Origin of the sequence: Marinimicrobium alkaliphilum, assembly GCF_003259155.1 — a bacterium.
Lineage (GTDB): Bacteria > Pseudomonadota > Gammaproteobacteria > Pseudomonadales > Cellvibrionaceae > Marinimicrobium_A > Marinimicrobium_A alkaliphilum.
Genome location: NZ_QGMQ01000001.1, coordinates 477,587 through 493,800 on the forward strand (window position 1 = coordinate 477,587; position 16,214 = coordinate 493,800).

Annotated in this window: 12 protein-coding genes; 7 read left to right on the forward strand and 5 right to left on the reverse strand. The window is 59.0% G+C overall.

Going from position 1 to position 16,214, the window contains the following annotated elements; all coding sequences use genetic code 11:
* The first annotated feature begins 265 nt into the window (after window positions 1-265).
* Window positions 266-2,206, forward strand: coding sequence for a carboxypeptidase-like regulatory domain-containing protein (locus tag DKW72_RS02200; RefSeq protein ID WP_157960370.1), 1,941 nt, complete (start codon window positions 266-268; stop codon window positions 2,204-2,206).
* Between the two features lie 20 nt (window positions 2,207-2,226).
* Here the strand turns inward: DKW72_RS02200 and DKW72_RS02205 are convergent, their stop codons facing one another.
* The 3 genes from DKW72_RS02205 to DKW72_RS02215 are packed head-to-tail and all read right to left on the reverse strand — an operon-like array spanning window position 2,227 to window position 4,629.
* Window positions 2,227-2,670, reverse strand: a complete 444-nt coding sequence (locus DKW72_RS02205; protein WP_111640667.1) for a hypothetical protein — start codon at window positions 2,668-2,670, stop codon at window positions 2,227-2,229.
* A 23-nt stretch (window positions 2,671-2,693) separates the two neighbouring features.
* Window positions 2,694-3,131 (reverse strand): DNA polymerase III subunit chi, encoded by a 438-nt coding sequence (locus DKW72_RS02210; RefSeq protein ID WP_111640668.1) that lies wholly within the window; start codon window positions 3,129-3,131, stop codon window positions 2,694-2,696.
* Between the two features lies 1 nt (window position 3,132).
* On the reverse strand, window positions 3,133-4,629 hold the full coding sequence (locus DKW72_RS02215; RefSeq protein WP_111640669.1) for a leucyl aminopeptidase: 1,497 nt from the start codon (window positions 4,627-4,629) through the stop codon (window positions 3,133-3,135).
* Between the two features lie 303 nt (window positions 4,630-4,932).
* Here DKW72_RS02215 and lptF point away from each other — a divergent pair, with 303 nt between their 5' ends.
* A complete protein-coding gene (lptF, locus tag DKW72_RS02220) occupies window positions 4,933-6,060 on the forward strand; it encodes an LPS export ABC transporter permease LptF (RefSeq protein ID WP_111640670.1) in 1,128 nt (375 codons plus the stop codon).
* Complete coding sequence (gene lptG / locus DKW72_RS02225) at window positions 6,053-7,111, forward strand: LPS export ABC transporter permease LptG (RefSeq protein WP_111640671.1); 1,059 nt, start codon at window positions 6,053-6,055, stop codon at window positions 7,109-7,111. Before lptF ends, lptG begins: the two co-directional genes overlap by 8 nt.
* On the opposite strand, the gene DKW72_RS02230 is transcribed toward lptG, so the two are convergent.
* Both DKW72_RS02230 and DKW72_RS02235 read right to left on the reverse strand, forming a co-directional pair.
* The gene (locus tag DKW72_RS02230; protein ID WP_111640672.1) at window positions 7,108-7,584 is read right to left on the reverse strand and encodes an RDD family protein; all 477 of its coding nucleotides are present in this window, start codon (window positions 7,582-7,584) and stop codon (window positions 7,108-7,110) included. The genes lptG and DKW72_RS02230 overlap by 4 nt on opposite strands.
* Window positions 7,585-7,613: 29 nt before the next feature.
* Window positions 7,614-8,516 carry an adenylate/guanylate cyclase domain-containing protein gene (locus DKW72_RS02235; protein ID WP_198411187.1) on the reverse strand — a complete coding sequence of 301 codons (903 nt, stop codon included), beginning with the start codon at window positions 8,514-8,516 and terminating at the stop codon, window positions 7,614-7,616.
* A 266-nt stretch (window positions 8,517-8,782) separates the two neighbouring features.
* Here DKW72_RS02235 and DKW72_RS02240 point away from each other — a divergent pair, with 266 nt between their 5' ends.
* The 4 genes from DKW72_RS02240 (at window position 8,783) to DKW72_RS02255 (ending at window position 16,201) form a co-directional block, all read left to right on the forward strand.
* Window positions 8,783-9,931, forward strand: coding sequence for a metallophosphoesterase family protein (locus tag DKW72_RS02240; RefSeq protein ID WP_111640674.1), 1,149 nt, complete (start codon window positions 8,783-8,785; stop codon window positions 9,929-9,931).
* Window positions 9,928-12,567 (forward strand): AAA family ATPase, encoded by a 2,640-nt coding sequence (locus DKW72_RS02245; protein ID WP_111640675.1) that lies wholly within the window; start codon window positions 9,928-9,930, stop codon window positions 12,565-12,567. The genes DKW72_RS02240 and DKW72_RS02245 overlap by 4 nt, the downstream gene beginning before the upstream one ends.
* Before the next feature lie 158 nt (window positions 12,568-12,725).
* Entirely contained in the window at window positions 12,726-14,828 is a 2,103-nt protein-coding gene (locus DKW72_RS02250) for a type I restriction-modification system subunit M (protein ID WP_111640676.1), read from the forward strand.
* Window positions 14,825-16,201 (forward strand): restriction endonuclease subunit S, encoded by a 1,377-nt coding sequence (locus tag DKW72_RS02255; protein ID WP_157960371.1) that lies wholly within the window; start codon window positions 14,825-14,827, stop codon window positions 16,199-16,201. Before DKW72_RS02250 ends, DKW72_RS02255 begins: the two co-directional genes overlap by 4 nt.
* Window positions 16,202-16,214: the final 13 nt, after the last annotated feature.

Below are 16,214 nucleotides of genomic sequence, written 5' to 3' on the forward strand. Positions count from 1 at the left end.
CATTCCGGGTCAAATTTTGTTGCCCAACAAAATTTAGGCGCCATTTTAACGGTGATAGTCTATCTGGAGGCCGAATGTCCCGTCTTCGAGATTTCCAGTGACAGTGGATAATTGACGGCAGGAAGCGTGTGAGCCTGGTCACAAAGCGACGAAAATTAATAGACAGGCTAGCCCAAACGCGATAAAAGAATACCTTCCCTCAACCAATGTCTCGCGCGCGAGCCCACCCGGGTTTGTATGGCGCATGGTTCTATGGAGAGATACTATGCGAGCTCTACTTTTTTCACTATTGACTGTCACTCTACTCTGCGCTTGCGGCGGGTCTTCCAGTGACGTGCCTAATGACGACAACCCTACCGGTTCCAGCTCGAGTTCAAGCTCAAGTGTTGGCGGCGACTACGCGCCGCAGCCGGTGCCTGTTGAGCACGTCACCCTGATTGATGCGATTGGGCAACCGCTGGCGGGCTTCAGTGTCAGTATTGAGTCCGACGCCAACGGTGCCAACAGCACTGTCTCACTTCAATCTACCGGAGGGACGCCTACAGATGGCATCGGTGGCCTGGAGGTTGGCAGTCTTGCGCCAGGAGACTATCAGGTGCAACTGCACATGGACGATGGTGAAATCGTACACACGTCTTTGAAGATCCAGGACGAAAGTGCCAGCCCGGCAGTCACGGTGGCGATGCCCGTTGTTCAGGATGAGGATGACGAGCTGCAGTTTATTGGCGACGAGGGGATGGTGGCTGCTTTGAATGGCATCGTGTTCAACAGCAATGGGCCGATCGAGGGAGTCGAAGTGTCGCTCTCGGCAGGTGAGGCCTCAAACGGTGCCATTGCCACAGCGGTCACCAATGCAGAGGGTGAGTTTGTTTTGGTTATCAATGTTGGGGCGGTGCTGGTCCCCGCGCTGGCGGAGGCGCAGATACGTATAGTGCATGAGGATCACGCTCCGCTCATGGTCACTGGTGTGGATATTCGCAGCGGCGGCGCACTCAGTGGTTTCAATCAGCAGTTGACAACAGGTCAGTTACATCAGGGCGAACTTGTCTACGGGGATGATTTTAGTCAGGTGGTTGACGGCGCGACTTGTGGCCGCTGGGTCTCCCGGCCGCTGGTGCACCCGCTGGTGGGTGGTGAACCGGGACCCTCGTTGTGGCAGCGTCACACCATTGGGCGCGCGATTCGGAATGAGGCGCTGGTGCATGAATTGGTGACGTTGGCGCCTGATGATCACTCTGATGGCTATGTGCCGGATCCGGCCACCGTGGCGGCGTGTTGGTACGGCGTTTCGGAGCCGGGTTTAAGCCGCGGCAACTTTATGATTAACCCGGTGGGTGGCGACGATTATGCGCTGGACTCGCTCGACGGCGGTACGTCGATGGAGCCTAATGCTGGCGCGCTTGAATCTCCGCTGATTGACCTCAGCAATGAGTCGGCACCGTTGGCGCTGAGCTTCCGAACCTGGTGGGAGATCGAGTCCGTCAACCCGAACGAAAACGGTTTTGATCTGTTGGCGATCGAGTATCGCGACGCATCGGAAGAAAACTGGCGCACCTTGGCGCGTTTGAATCCGATGTCGGATCCGGTATCGGTGACCAATCGGGCACCGATACCCTTCACCAACCGGGGCTACAATCAGGCACCACAGTGGTTGTGGCAAGAACCGGTATCCCTGGATGATCTTGCAGGCAAAGAGGTGTACCTACGCTTTGCGTTTTACACCGTGGATGAGTTGTACAACGGTTTTCGCGGATGGTTGATAGATGATGTCCGCATAACGCGTGAGTCTGGCAGTTTTCCACTGTGGTCGGGTTCGGATGACTATGATTACGGTGGTGATGCGGGCGAACTCACCGTCACCGAGGTGATGCCTGAGCCGGTAACGGAAATCGATGGTATGACGCTCCCCTACGGCACGTTGCCCCCAGGTGGCGAGCAGGTCTTCAGTGCAGTGGTCAGTTACAGTGGTACGGAGCCCGATGTGCAGCTGGGTATGAGTTACATGGACCCCTTCGATATGGCTGGCGCGGAGGAGCTCGTGAGCCTTCCGGTCGGGCAGCTAGAAGGGGAGCTGGTATCTGACGCCGTTCACATCGACGCCGACATGAGTCAATTGATGATTCAGGTGTGGGTAAAAAACGCTGATGGACATATCATGCGCAACGAAATTTTTCACTACCAGATTGTGGACCCGGAAGATCTTTGATCTGTTGGTTTATATGAAAATCATTTGTGACGGAGCAAGCGGGTAAGGTCCTCGGGGTCCAGTGCCTCAAGTTGTCGTCTTATCTGCTTCTCGATGTCCGGCTGAAGTGCCTTGATGACGTTATCGATTAGGGTCTCTTTGTCGATCTTTACCTGATTTTTCTGCGGCGTTGTGCGTGCGGCCTGCTGTTTGGGGGCAGGCAGATCCGCCTCCAACGGCAACGTTGCCTGCTGATAGCTCTTCAACCGCTCGCGAATATGCTTGGGCAAAAAAGGATTCTCGCCACTGGCTTTGGTAACCGGGCTGCGCCGTGGGGTGTGGCTCTGCTCACTGTAGGCGGGGCCGGCTTCGATATCGTCGATCACTTCCTGCAGTAACGGAATGTCGTCATCCTCAAGCAGGTGCTTGATGGACTCGAGTTCGTCGAGCAGGTCGGTTTTGGTATCTTTGGGTTGTTCAGTCATGGCCCTTGTCGCTCGCGTCGCGGTTACGCCTGTCCAATCTTGCGGTGCTCTATGGGATAGCCCCGTTGTTGATAAAAGCCGTAGTGGCGGCGGGTGGCTGCCAGTACGGTCTCATCCTGTACCACTACTTCGCTCAGACGCTGAAAGCGGCTGAAATACTCCGGTACTTCGTCGCTCAGGTTGACCAGCACGTCGTGATGCTCGCCGCTGGGCTGGCCGTTCCAGGTAATTTCAATCCGGGCTTCGGGCGCATCGCTGTCGGTAATCAACCGGTGCGGCAAAAAGCTTTCCGGGCGAAAGCACCAGAGCGCATCGTCCAGGGTCCGTGCCTGGTCTTCGGTATCCACCGCCACCAGCACCTGACGTCCGAGGCTTGCGGCTTTTTCGACCAGACGGCAGGCAAATTGCTCCCGGGCGTCCCGGGAGCTTTCCGGCAGAATGTAAAAGTCGATATGGGTCATATTACGACTGGCTCAGCAGGTATTGCACCAGCAGGGGCACCGGGCGACCGGTCGCACCTTTGGCGCCGCCGGACTTCCAGGCGGTGCCGGCCACGTCCAGGTGCGCCCAGGGGGTGTCCTTGGCATAGCGCGACAGGAAGCAGGCGGCAGTGACGCTGCCGGCCTCGCGCCCGCCGATGTTGGCCATATCGGCAAAGTTACTGTCCAGCTGCTTCTGGTACTCGTCCCACAGGGGCATCTGCCAGGCCTTGTCGTTGGCGTCTATCCCCGCTTTGAGCAGTGTGTCTGCCAGTTCCTGCCGGTTGCTGTACAGGCCGGTGGCGTGGTTGCCCAGGGCGATGACGCAGGCCCCGGTGAGGGTGGCGATATCGACCATGGCCTTGGGTTTGAACTGCTGGGTGTAGGTAATGGCATCGCACAGCACCAGACGGCCTTCAGCGTCGGTGTTGAGCACTTCGATGGTCTGACCGGACATGGAGGTGACCACATCGCCGGGCTTGGTGGCGCGGCCATTGGGCATGTTTTCGCTGGCGGCGACAACCATCACCACATTCAACGCCGGTTGCAGCGCAAGCAGGGTCTTGGCCGTGCCGAGCACGCTCGCCGCGCCGCACATATCAAATTTCATTTCATCCATGCCCGCGCCGGGCTTGAGGCTGATGCCACCGGTGTCAAAAGTGATGCCTTTGCCGATCAGGGCGATGGGGGCCTGACTTTTGGCGGCGCCTTTGTATTCCATCACGATCAGTTTGGCCGGCTGCTCGCTGCCGGCGGATACCGAGAGCAGGGCACCCATGCCCAGCTCTTTCATCTGTTTTTCGTCCAGCACTTTGACGCTCAGCTTGGGCTGGTTGCGGGCCAGGCGTTTGGCCTCGTTGGCCAGGTAGGTCGGGGTGCAGATGTTGCCCGGCAGGTTGCCCAGTTCACGGGCGTAGTTCTGGCCCTCGGCAATCGCACTGCCCACCTCAAGGCCGCGCTGGGCACTGGCGCACTGGCGCTTGTCCAGGCACGTAAAGGTGAGGCTCTTGGGCGTGAAGTGGGTTTCCGGTTTCTGGCTTTTGGTGTGGCTGTAGCAATAGAGTTGGGCGCCGAGCAGCTCGGCGGCCTGACGCGCGCACCATTCGATATCGCGCCCGTTCACGGCGATCTCGCTCATGGCGACAGTCACGTCCCGGCAGGCGCTGCTGCCGAGCTGGGCCAGGGCTTTGGTCAGGGCGGTGCGGTAGTTGTCCGGGCCCACCTGGCCGTCGGACTCGGGTTTGCCCAAACCCACCAGCAACAGGCGCTCGGCTTTGAGGCCGGCGGGGTCATGGATCAGCAGGGTCTGTCCGGCTTTGCCCTGGAATTTTTCTCGTTTGATCAGCGCGCGGACTTTTCCGTCGCCGGCGCGGTCGACAGTGTCAGCGTCCTGGAGCAGAGTGCCATCCTGATAACAGCCCACCAGCAGGCAGTCGGTGCGGTGCTTGACGGGGTCGATCACTTTGGCGTGCAGCTGCATGAAAATTCTCCGGTTTCAATGTAAAAAGTTGGGTGCCGAAAGCTCGGTGTGAGCCGGTGTCGGGTATCCCTGTGCGGGACCGTCTGCCGCCTGGATGGCGGCAGTCGAGCCCCCAGGGATGGGTTCACGGCGTGTCCCGCACAGGGATACCCGACACCGGCGAGCCAGCTTGAGTCCCAAATTTTAGTACTCTACTCTTCAATGGGGGTCGAGACAAACGCCTTCAAGTGCGGGATAATGCCACACTTTTCCGCGCCCTGGTGTGGGGCCGCGCTCGTTTCGAAGCAATAGGATTGGCGAACGTTGATTATTTTCCGCTATCTCAGCCGCGAAGTCATGGTTACCACCGTGGCGGTGACCAGCATCTTGCTGCTGATCATCATGAGCGGTCGCTTTGTGAATTACCTGGCCGATGCGGCCTCAGGTGACATCGCGGTGAATGTGCTCTTCACCATCATGGGCTACCGCCTGCCGGGCTTTATGGAGTTGGTGATCCCGCTCGGTTTTTTCCTGAGTATTCTCATGGCCTACGGCCGCTTTTACACCGACAGTGAAATGGTGGTGCTCTCCGCCTGTGGCGTCAGCCGGGCGCAATTGGTGGTCTACACGCTGATACCGGCGCTGTTTATCGCTGGCATGGTGGCGGCGTTGAGTCTGTGGATCAGCCCCCTGGGGATCCGTCAGGCGGAGACCCTGCTTGCCGAACAGCGGGTGCGCAGCGATTTTGAGCGGGTGCAGGCGGGACGCTTCCAGGGGCTCGGGAGCGGCGGCGCGGATATGTATGTGGAAACCCTGAGCGACAACAATCGGCGCCTGAACCACCTGTTTGTGGCCTTTTCGGAAGCGGATGAAGTGGGTGAGGAGCGCACCGCGATTGTGGTGGCCGAGTATGGCCAGCAGGAAATCCACGAGACGTACGGCCAGCGCTACCTCAACCTCTACAACGGCAGACGCTACGAGGGTATTCCTGGGAGTCACGACTTTCAGGTGACGGCGTTTGACCTCTACGGTCACTATATGCAACCGCCCAACATCCAGGCGGGTTTGCGCAACCGCGCCGATGCCAAGACCACGCGCCAATTGATGGACGAGGGCAGCCTGGAGAGCCTGGTGGCCTTGCAGTGGCGCTTATCCTTGCCGCTCCTGGTGCTGGTGGCCGCCATCCTGGCGGTGCCCTTCAGTCACACCAGTCCGCGCAAAGGCCGCTACATGAAACTGTTGCCGGCGGTGGTGACCTTTATGCTCTATCTGGGGATTCTCAGTACCCTGCGCGGGGCGACCGAATCCGGCCGCTGGCCGCTCAGTCCGGGCTTGTGGGTGGTGCACCCGTTTTTCCTGGGCCTGGCGTTGGTGATGCTCAATTGGGATAACTTCAAGCTCTGGCAGGGCAAGCGGCGCGCACGTCGTGCCCAGGGGGCCGCCCATGCGTAAGCTCAATCGCTACGTCGCGCGCTCGGTGGCTGGCGCCATCGCCATGGTGTTGATCGTGCTGCTCTCGCTCGACTTTGTGGTCTCGATGATCGACCAGCTCGGCAGTCTGCGCGACAACTACAACGTCTACGAGGCGCTGATTTACGTCCTCTACAGCACACCGGGGCAGGTCTACGAGTATATGCCCTACGCGACCCTGATCGGTTGCCTGGTGGGGCTGGGGATTCTGGCCGGGTCGAGTGAGTTGGTGGTCATGCGCGCGGCTGGCGTGTCCACCGGCCGGATCAGTTGGATGGTGCTCAAGCCGGTGTTCATTTTTATCGCCGCTGGGCTGTTGCTCGGAGAGTATGTCACGCCCTACACCGATCAAGTGGCCGAGAGCCGCCGGGCAATCGCACTGGAGCGGCAGACCATTCAGCACCAGCAGGGCATCTGGAGTCGCGAAGGAGACGACTTTTTGCACGTCAACGCGATTCTGCCCAACGGGGTGCTCTACGGCGTGACCCGCTACCGGTTTAACGAGGATCGGGAGTTGGAGCAGGCCAGCTACAGCCGCCAGGCCACCTATATGGGGGGGCATTGGCAAGAAGAGAGCGTAGCGACCACCTATTTTGACGGCGATCGTACCCGCACCGGTGAAACTCTGTTGCGCCGTTGGGACACCAGCCTGACCCCGAACCTGTTCAACATCATGGCCCTGCCGCCCAAGGGGCTGTCGATCAGCAACCTCTTTTATTACACCAACTTCCTGCGCGAGCAGAACCTGGATGCCTCGGATTACAGTCTGGCGTTCTGGGAGAAGGCCTTGCAACCGCTGGCGACCGCGAGTCTGGTACTGATCGCCATTTCTTTCGTGTTTGGACCGCTCAGGTCGGTGACTATGGGGCAGCGCATCTTTACCGGGGTGGTCTTCGGCATTGTGTTCCGCCTGTCCCAGGCGCTGCTGGGGCCGTCGAGTCTGGTGTTCGGCTTTCCGCCCATTCTCGCCGTATTGGCCCCGATCGTTTTCTGTTTCGGGCTTGGGTTGTACCTGCTCAAACGGGCCGGTTAGCGGCCCTTGGGCACCACAAGCAGGCGCGTGCGGCTCAGGCGGTCGTGCAGCGCCAGGCGCTCGGGATCGAACCACTGCCAGAGATAACCCAGCCCGAGGGTGGCAAACGACAGGCCTGCCAGCGTGCAACGCCAGAGGCAGCGCTTGAGGCTGGGCACCTTGCCGGTGTCGTCGTCGACCAGCACCATGCGCCAGGATTTCATCCCCAGCGTCTGGCCGGAACGGCGCCAGAACAGGCAGAAAAAGCCCACCACACAGCCGATCATTCCGGCAAACACCACCAACCCCCAAAGCCCCGGGTAGACCGGCATATCGTCCTCTAACGGTCCGCGCAGCAAGTGATTGATCCAGGTGACCAGACCGGTGTAGGCCATGATTACCGCGATCAACAGCAGGCCATCGTAGATCATGGCGGCGAGGCGGCGGAGCAGACCGGCTTGCGGCAGTGGGGCAGGGGTGGTGGTGTCAGTCATAGTTTCTCGTGTACATTTTCTCTAAGGGGTTAAAGCGAGGTGCTGTAGAAGAGTAGCGGCCCGGAAGCTTGTTCTACTGACTCGCCCAGCGCAATACGCCCGGCACCGGTCAGGGGCAGTTCCTCCCGGCGCAGATAGATTTCCGGTTGGTCAATGCCCGATACATAAGTACCGTTGGTGCTGTGATCGGCAAGCACAAACTTGCCCCGGCGAAACAGCAATTGGCAGTGCTCGCGCGAGGCCAGGGGTGTATCCACGTGCAGGTGCACACGGCTGGGATCCCGGCCAATCAGGTAGGGTGTATCTTCCGGCTGTATGGTGATTGTCTGATCGCCCAATGTCAGCGTTATCGAGAGTCCGTGCATGCGCAGGTTGACTTCATCGAGCGAGATCACCGTGGTGGCGCTTTGGGTTTCGGGACAGGTCTCCCACAGCAAGCGGTAGATAAGATGCGCCTGTTCTTTGCCCTTGAGGGGTACTTGATCAAAGGCCTGGCATTGCTTGCAGAGCGCAGACGGTAGCTGCCTGAAGGTGTCGGGGTTGATCAGAATCTGCCCGGCGCGGGCAATATGGGTAATGGCAGCTGCCGCGTTGACCGTATCGCCAAACAGATCGCCGCGATCCTCCAGGGCCGGCCCAAAGGCAATGCCGATGCGCAGGCGCCCGGCGGGGCTATTGCTGGCGCGCGCGCACTCCCGTTGCATGGTCAGCGCTGCGAGGCAGGCGGACTCGGGACCTTCAAAACAGGCCATCACCTCGTCGCCAATGGTCTTGATCACCCGTCCGCCATGCTGCCCGGTGGTGTCCAGCATCAGCGCCATCAACTTATCGATGGACGCCTTGGCATGGGTGTCGCCCAAATTGCCGTACAGTGACGAACTACCCGCCACATCGGCAAACAGGACAGCATATTGAGCGGGTAAATAGGACATTATTACCAACGGTAGGTAAAACGGAGCCGCAAGCCTATCACCGGGCCCTGTTACGGGCAACTTTTCAGTGGGCATCCTGGGCAGCTTAATGACTGGCCTACCCGGTAGGGCGTTGCGAGAGGGGATTCCGTATCAAACTTTTGTGTCCAGCATTATCCATAAGTATAATTCTGGCTCCCTGAAAGACCTCACGGCCAACCCGTCAAAAGAGCGGGTGCCGTAATTAGCGGCACCGCTTCTTCAGTCCAACTACAGGACCCGGCACCATGCCCCGCTTTTTCCACACCGCCGACTGGCAGATCGGCCGCCAGTACAGCCGTTTCGCGGAAGAAGACGCCTCGATACTGGCTGACGCCCGCTTTACCGCGATCGAGCGACTGGCAGCGCTGGCCACCGAGCAGGCCGTGGATGCCGTGCTGGTCGCCGGGGACGTGTTCGATGCCCAGACCGTGTCAGACCGCACCATCCATCGCACCTTCCAGGCCATGGCCGGTTTTACCGGACCCTGGCTGCTACTACCCGGCAACCACGACGCCGCCCTCGCCGAAAGCGTTTGGACCCGCGCCCAGCGGTTGGGTGCGGTGCCGGAGCATGTCGACCTACTGCTTGCGCCCGAGGTTCGGGTTTATGAGCACTTGGGCTTTGCGGTCATACCGGCGCCCCTGACCCAACGACAAACCTACGACGACCTCACCGAATGGTTTGATCGCGCTGAGACTCCCAAGGGGTTGGTGCGCATCGGCCTGGCCCACGGCAGTGTCGAGGGCCAACTGGCCGAAGAAATCGACTCCACCAACCCCATTGCCGCAGACCGGGCCGCCACTGCACGGCTGGACTATCTTGCCCTGGGGGATTGGCACGGCTACAAAACCATCGATGCCCGTACCCGCTACAGCGGCACCCCGGAGCAGGAACGATTCAAGGACAACGGCGCCGGCCAGGCATTGGTTGTCGATATTGAGCAGCCCGGTGCCGAACCCCAGGTGCAGCCCCACAGCATCGGCCAGTTCCAGTGGATTAAGCACCAGGACACCCTGGTCGTGGCGAGCGATATAGAGCGGCTGATCGCCGAGCTGGACGCACTGCCGCCGCGCTCGGTGGTGGACCTGACCCTGGACGGCGAAGTGGATCTGGCCGGTTACCAGACGCTGCTGCAATACCTCGGTGGGGCCGAGGCCCGCCATCGCAGCTTTCAGTCACACCTGTCCGGCCTGAACCTGATACCCACCGAAGACGACATCGCCGCACTGCACGCCGACGGTTATGTTGGCGAGGTGATTGGCGAGCTGCGCGAGCGTCAGGAAGGCCAGGGCGAAGGCTCTGACACCGCACGCGCGGCCCTGGCGATACTGGCCGGCATGCTGCGCGACACCCGCCTGGTTTCCGAGAGTGAACCGACGGAGACCGCCCAATGAAGTTGACCCGTCTGCAGCTGGACCAACTCAAACAGTTTCGGCAGCCGCTGGAAATCCGTGACCTGACCGACGGCATCAACCTGTTTGTCGGCCCCAACGAGTCCGGTAAAAGCACCTTGGTGCGCGCCATCCGCGCCGCCTTTTTCGAGCGCTACAAATCCAGCAGCGTGGATGACCTGCAACCCTGGGGCGACACCTCGGCCACCCCGGAAATCGAACTGGAATTCGACTGGCAGGGCGAGCACTGGGCGCTCAACAAACGTTTCCTTGGCAAAAAGCGCTGCGACCTCAAAGTCGGCAGCCAACACTTCAGTGGCGAAGAGGCAGAAGAAAAGCTGGCCGAGATGCTCGGCTATCAATTCCCCGGGCGCGGCGCCAGCAAAGCCGAACACTGGGGCATCCCCGGGCTGTTGTGGGTGGAGCAGGGCGCGGTGCAGGATATCCAGGGGCCGGTCAACCACGCCGGCGAACACCTCCAGTCGGCGCTGGGCCAGAGCCTGGGCGAAGTGGCCAGCAGCGGCGGCGACGAGCTGATCGCCCGGGTGGAAAAAGAGCGCGCCGAACTGCTGACCGGCACCGGCAAGGAAACCAAAGAATACAAAAAAGTGCAGGAGGACTACCGACACAGTCAGGAACGCCTCGATGCACTCAACCAGTCCGTCGAACAGTATCGCCAACAGGTGGATCAGCTCGGCGTACTCATTGAACAGAAACAGACCATTGATGCCGCCCGCCCCTGGGAAGAGCAGCGCCGAAAAGCCGACACCGCGAAAAGCCAACTGAGCGAAGTCCAACGCTGGCAGAGCGAACAGCGACAGGACCAGCAGGCACTGGACGCCTGCCGCCAAAGCCAGGCGGTGTATCGCCAGCAACTGAAAGACTTTGAAAACCAGCAGCACCAACTGACACAGCGCGCCGAGGACAAAGCCAAGGCCGAAGCCCAATTGCAGGAATGCCGCGACCGTCGGCCACAGTTGGAACGACGCCGCGCCGACGCAGAGCAAGCCTACGAGCGCGCCCGGAACTTACGCGAGCAAGCCCGCCACCAGGCGGAGCGAGGACGGCTGCAACAGCAGATCGATCAGTTGGCCGAACGCCAAAGCCAACAAGCGGATACGCTCAAGCAGGCCACCGAACTGCATCAGACCTTAAAGGGGCTGCAAGCACAACAGCCCTCCAAGGACATTGACCCGACCGCACTCGGCCAACTGAAACGCACGGAGCAAGCGCTGGCGGAGCTGGCCATCCGACAGAAAGCACTCGCTACCCGCTTGAACTATGAGTTGGAACCGGAAAAGTCCATCACCGTCGGCGACAAGACGGTCACCGGGCAGGGAGAAACCCTGCTGGTAGAGGCCACAGAACTGCGCATTCCCGGCGTCGGCCGCTTGCACATCCAGCCCGGCGGCACCGACGTGGCGGACCTGCAGCGTCAGCAGCAAGCTCTGCAGTCCGAGCAGAACAGCTTGTTGCGCCGCCTCGACGTAGCCAGCCTGGAAGAGGGCGAGCAGCGCGCCGCTGAAAGTCAGCGGCTGGCGCAAGCTATAGAGCGCGATCAGGCGCGGCTGGATATCCTCGCCCCCAAAGGCGTCGACGCCTTGCGCTCGGCCGCTGAGCAGGACGGCGCACGCCTGGAAGCACTGCGCGCACAGCTGGAGCAATTGCCCGAAGTACAAGCGGACGTGACCTCGGAAGAAAACGCCGAGGCCGACCTGGATGCGGCCCGCGCTGAACTCAAGCGCGCCGAAGACGCCCTCAACCAACACCAACAGCAGCATGGCCTGGCGGAGCAGGCCAGCGCTAACGCCCACGCGGAATGGAACAAGCTCAACGCCGAACTGCAGGCGCCGGATCGTAAAGCGCGCGAAGAAGGCGCCAATAAGGAACTGACCGATCTCAAAGCCCGGGAGCACCAGCTCACCACCGCCATCGAAGCCCGACAACGCCAGATTGATGAAGCGCAGCCCGAAGTGCTTGAGCAGGACATCGAACGCTTCACCGCCTCCGCCCAGGCGATGGAAACCCAGGCGCGAGAGCGGGCGCAAAGCATACGCGACCTGCAAGTCCGACTGGAAGAGCAGGGCGCCCAAGGCCTGGAAGAAAAACGCGATGAAGAAGCGCAGATCAACCAGCGCCTCGCCCAGCGCCGGGACGAACTGACCCGGCGCGCCCAGGCGCTGGACCTGTTGCTCAGCCTGCTCAAAGACAAACGCCAGGCCCTGACCCGTCAGTTGCAGGCGCCCCTGCAGAAACACCTGAACCACTACCTGAAATTGCTGTTTCCCCAGGCCCACCTGAGTGTGGATGAAAACCTGATGCCCACCACCCTGACGCGCCCCCAGGGCACCGGGGAAGAGCGGGGCGACCTGTCGTCCCTAAGTTACGGCGCCCGCGAACAGATGGGCCTGATCAGCCGCCTGGCCTACGCCGACCTGCTGCGCGAAGCCGGCAAACCCACCCTCATCATTCTGGACGATGCCCTGGTCCACAGCGACGCCCAGCGCCTGGACCAGATGAAACGCATCCTGTTCGACGCCGCCCGCCGACACCAGGTGCTGTTGTTTTCCTGCCATCCGGAGAATTGGAGGGATTTGGGTGCTACGCCTAGGGATTTGCAGGGGTTGAAGTTGGGATAGGGCTGGAGCTGGAGCAGCGCATTCGATGACAGCGGCCGGCACGCATGTTATAACGGCCGCCAGAGTAAACATGGGAACCTTTCCTGCTTTAGATCAGGAAAGGTTCCTGCTGAAAATAGTGTAACGCGATCCCTCACAACCAGAATGCAGGACACAAATTGAACAAAGAGCAACTGAAACAACTGGAAGACGACCTTTGGGCCGCCGCCGACAATCTGCGTGCCAATTCCGACCTCAAAGCCTCGGAATACAGCACACCCGTGCTGGGGCTGATCTTCCTCAAGTTTGCCGACATCAATTACCGGCGCCATGAAGAAGCCATTCTCAAGGAATACCAGAAGCTCAAGGGCACGCGCCGGGAAAAGAAATTGAACGAAATCGCAGTGGCCAAGTGCGGCTTTTACCTGCCGGATCACGCCCGCTACAGCCACCTGCTGAACCTGCCCGAGAAACAGGACATCGCCAAGGCCATTGAAAAGGCGATGGAGGCCATCGAGGAGTACAAGCCCGAGCTGCAGGGCAGCCTGCCCAAGGATGAGTATTATCGGCTGACCCGCACTCAAGAGACCAAACTGCTGCCCTTCGACCTGCTGCGCCAGTTCGACAATATCCCGGACGACGCCACCGGCGATGTGTTCGGCCAGATCTACGAATACTTCCTGGGCAAGTTTGCCCTGTCCGAAGGCCAGGGCGGCGGTGAGTTCTTCACCCCGCGCTCGGTGGTGCGGCTGATGGTGGAAATCATCGAGCCTCACGGCGGCACCGTGTTCGACCCCGCCTGTGGTTCCGGCGGGATGTTTGTGCAATCCGCGCAGTTTATTGAAAAGCACAAAGCCGAATATGAAGCCCAGGGCGAGGACACCAGCGTATTTGTCTCCGGGCAGGAAAAAAGCTCGGAAACGGTCAAGCTGGCGCGCATGAACCTGGCCGTCAACGGCCTGCGTGGGCAGATTTTGCAGGGCATTTCCTACTACGACGATCACTTCGGTTCGTTCGGCAACTTTGACTATGTGCTGGCCAATCCGCCGTTCAACGTCGATGAAGTGTCGCTCTCCGGCGTGGAAAAAGACCCGCGCTTTAACACCTACGGCGTCCCGCGCAAAAAGACCAAGGCGAAAAAATCCGAACAGGGCAAGGAGACGGTGCCCAACGCCAACTACCTGTGGATCAATCTGTTCGCCACATCGCTGCGGGAGCCGGACGACAAATGCCCCGGTGGCCGCGCCGCGATGGTCATGGCTAACTCCGCCTCGGATGCGCGCCACTCCGAGGCCGACATTCGCCAGACCCTGATCGAAAACAACCTGATCTACGGCATGCTCACCCTGCCGTCGAACATGTTTTACACCGTCACCCTGCCCGCCACCCTGTGGTTCTTCGATAAGGGCAAGACGGACGAGCGCATCCTGTTTATCGACGCGCGTAATATCTTTACCCCCATCGATAGCTCCCATCGGGAATTCTCGGAAGAACAGATCCAGAATATCGCCATTATCAGCCGCCTGCACAAGGGCCGGCGGGATGAGTTTGTTGCACTCATCGACCACTACTTCGAGCAAGGCATGGCGCGGCTGACGGACAATCGCCAGCAGGTGGAGCCAGTGGCTGAACAACTGCTGGCGGTGCTGGATGATAAGGTCGGCAAACAAGCCGTAGCCAGTCTGGTGGATACCTGGAAAGGTCTCGCGCCCCTGCAAAAAGCTTGGGCCGCCTACCAGAAAAAACACACGGACAACGCAACCGCCGCTAAGAAGAACCGTGCTCAGCACACCCTGCGCGCCACCTTCGACCCGTTTTTCACCACCCTGCACGACAGCCTAAAGCAAATCGACAAGGCCGTACGCCGCCATGAAAAAACGCTGGCGGAGGCCGCCAAACAGGCCGGCAAACGCCAGAGCGCCGACCGCGCCACCCGGCAACTGAAAGCCGCGCTGGAAGAGTTGCATAAAGAAGTGAAGAACGCCGAAAGCAGCTTCGGCCATATCCATTGGCTGCATGAGCGCTTCCCCGAGGCAAAATACGAGGACGTTACCGGCCTGTGCAAGCTGGCCGATCTGGAGGAGGTGAAAGAGCAGGACTATTCGTTAAATCCGGGGCGGTATGTGGGTGTGGTGATTGAGGAGGATGGAAAGACGGAGGAGGAGTTTATTGCTGAAACAATGTCAATGAATGATGAATTAAATGAGCTTTTTAACTCTTCTGTGGATCTACAGAAAACAATTGCCGCTAACGTGATTGCGATTACTGGAACCAATGAATGAGTGATCTCAAGAAAATAGGAATCGTTGACGACACATTCCGGTTTACGACAGTCGAGCAACTAGTAGCTGAGGGGGTGCTATATCGCCCGATGGATGGCAATCATGGAGAACAGCACCCTAAGGTTGCTGATTATGTCTCCGAGGGGATTCCATTCATTATGGCAAATGACCTCGTACAAGGCCGGATTAATTATGACTCTTGCAGCTTTATAACTAAAAAACAAGCTGATGGACTTCGAAAAGGGTTCGCCAAGTCGGGTGATGTTTTAGTAACTCATAAAGCAACCATTGGTAGAACCGCTTTGGTGGGAGATGAGGCTAACCCATATATAATGCTCACTCCACAGGTGACTTACTACCGAATCAAGAATCCTGAAGTTGTAGATAAACGCTATTTGCGCCACTATTTCGATAGCAGTCTTTTTCAGCAAACTTTGTCAATGTGGGCTGGAGGTGGCGCGACTCGGGCTTATTTGGGGATTACAGGCCAAGGTAAGCTTCCAGTTGTTGTTCCTCCAAAGAATAAACAACGCAAAATCGCCGCCATCCTGACGGCCTATGACGATCTGATCGAAATCAATAAGCGCCGCATCGCGCTGCTGGAAAAAATGGCTGAGGAACTCTACCGCGAATGGTTTGTGCGCCTGCGCTTTCCCGGTCATCAGAATACCCGTTTTGTGAAAGGTGTGCCGGAGGGCTGGGCGATGCAGAAAATTGAAGATGCATTCGATTTTACCGGCGGTGGCACTCCATCAAAAGCGGTGCCAAGCTATTGGACTGATGGGACAGTAAACTGGTTTACGCCCTCGGATATTACTGGTTCTTCGGGTATATTTCTTCCAGATTCAGAAGATCGCTGTTCTGAAGAGGGGCTAGCTCGGAGTTCAGCAAGACTGTTTCCCTCATATTCAGTAATGATGACGAGTCGCGCAACCATCGGTGCGATTGGCATAAATACGACTCCTGCCTGTACCAATCAGGGCTTTATCACTTGCATACCTAACGAGAAATATCCTCTGCCTTATCTTTATCAATGGCTAAAATCGGCAAAGCCGTACTTCGAGCAGTTGTGTGGAGGAGCAACATTCCCAGAGTTAACAAAAGGCACTTTCAAGAAGCTGGAAATTCTCTCGCCAAGCGAAGAAATAGTTAAGGAGTTCACTGAGCGGTCTGCCCCAATCCTTAAATCAATTGAAAATATGCTGGAGCAAGACAAAAATCTCACCAACACCCGCGACCTCCTCCTCCCCCGCCTAATTTCCGGCAAGCTATCCGTGGAAGACCTGGATATCCAGTTCCCACCCAGCATGCAGCAGGACGAGGGCGCCGCCCCGGTCGAAGAAGATGCCTTATCGGGGGCCCACCATGCCTAGAGCGCCAACAAGT

Coding starts and splice junctions, on each gene's coding strand:
- DKW72_RS02200 (WP_157960370.1), top strand. CDS start 266: ATGCGAGCTCTACTTTTTTCACTATTGACTGTCACTCTACTCTGCGCT.
- DKW72_RS02205 (WP_111640667.1), bottom strand. CDS start 2,670: ATGACTGAACAACCCAAAGATACCAAAACCGACCTGCTCGACGAACTC.
- DKW72_RS02210 (WP_111640668.1), bottom strand. CDS start 3,131: ATGACCCATATCGACTTTTACATTCTGCCGGAAAGCTCCCGGGACGCC.
- DKW72_RS02215 (WP_111640669.1), bottom strand. CDS start 4,629: ATGCAGCTGCACGCCAAAGTGATCGACCCCGTCAAGCACCGCACCGAC.
- lptG (WP_111640671.1), top strand. CDS start 6,053: ATGCGTAAGCTCAATCGCTACGTCGCGCGCTCGGTGGCTGGCGCCATC.
- DKW72_RS02230 (WP_111640672.1), bottom strand. CDS start 7,584: ATGACTGACACCACCACCCCTGCCCCACTGCCGCAAGCCGGTCTGCTC.
- DKW72_RS02235 (WP_198411187.1), bottom strand. CDS start 8,516: ATGTCCTATTTACCCGCTCAATATGCTGTCCTGTTTGCCGATGTGGCG.
- DKW72_RS02240 (WP_111640674.1), top strand. CDS start 8,783: ATGCCCCGCTTTTTCCACACCGCCGACTGGCAGATCGGCCGCCAGTAC.
- DKW72_RS02245 (WP_111640675.1), top strand. CDS start 9,928: ATGAAGTTGACCCGTCTGCAGCTGGACCAACTCAAACAGTTTCGGCAG.
- DKW72_RS02255 (WP_157960371.1), top strand. CDS start 14,825: ATGAGTGATCTCAAGAAAATAGGAATCGTTGACGACACATTCCGGTTT.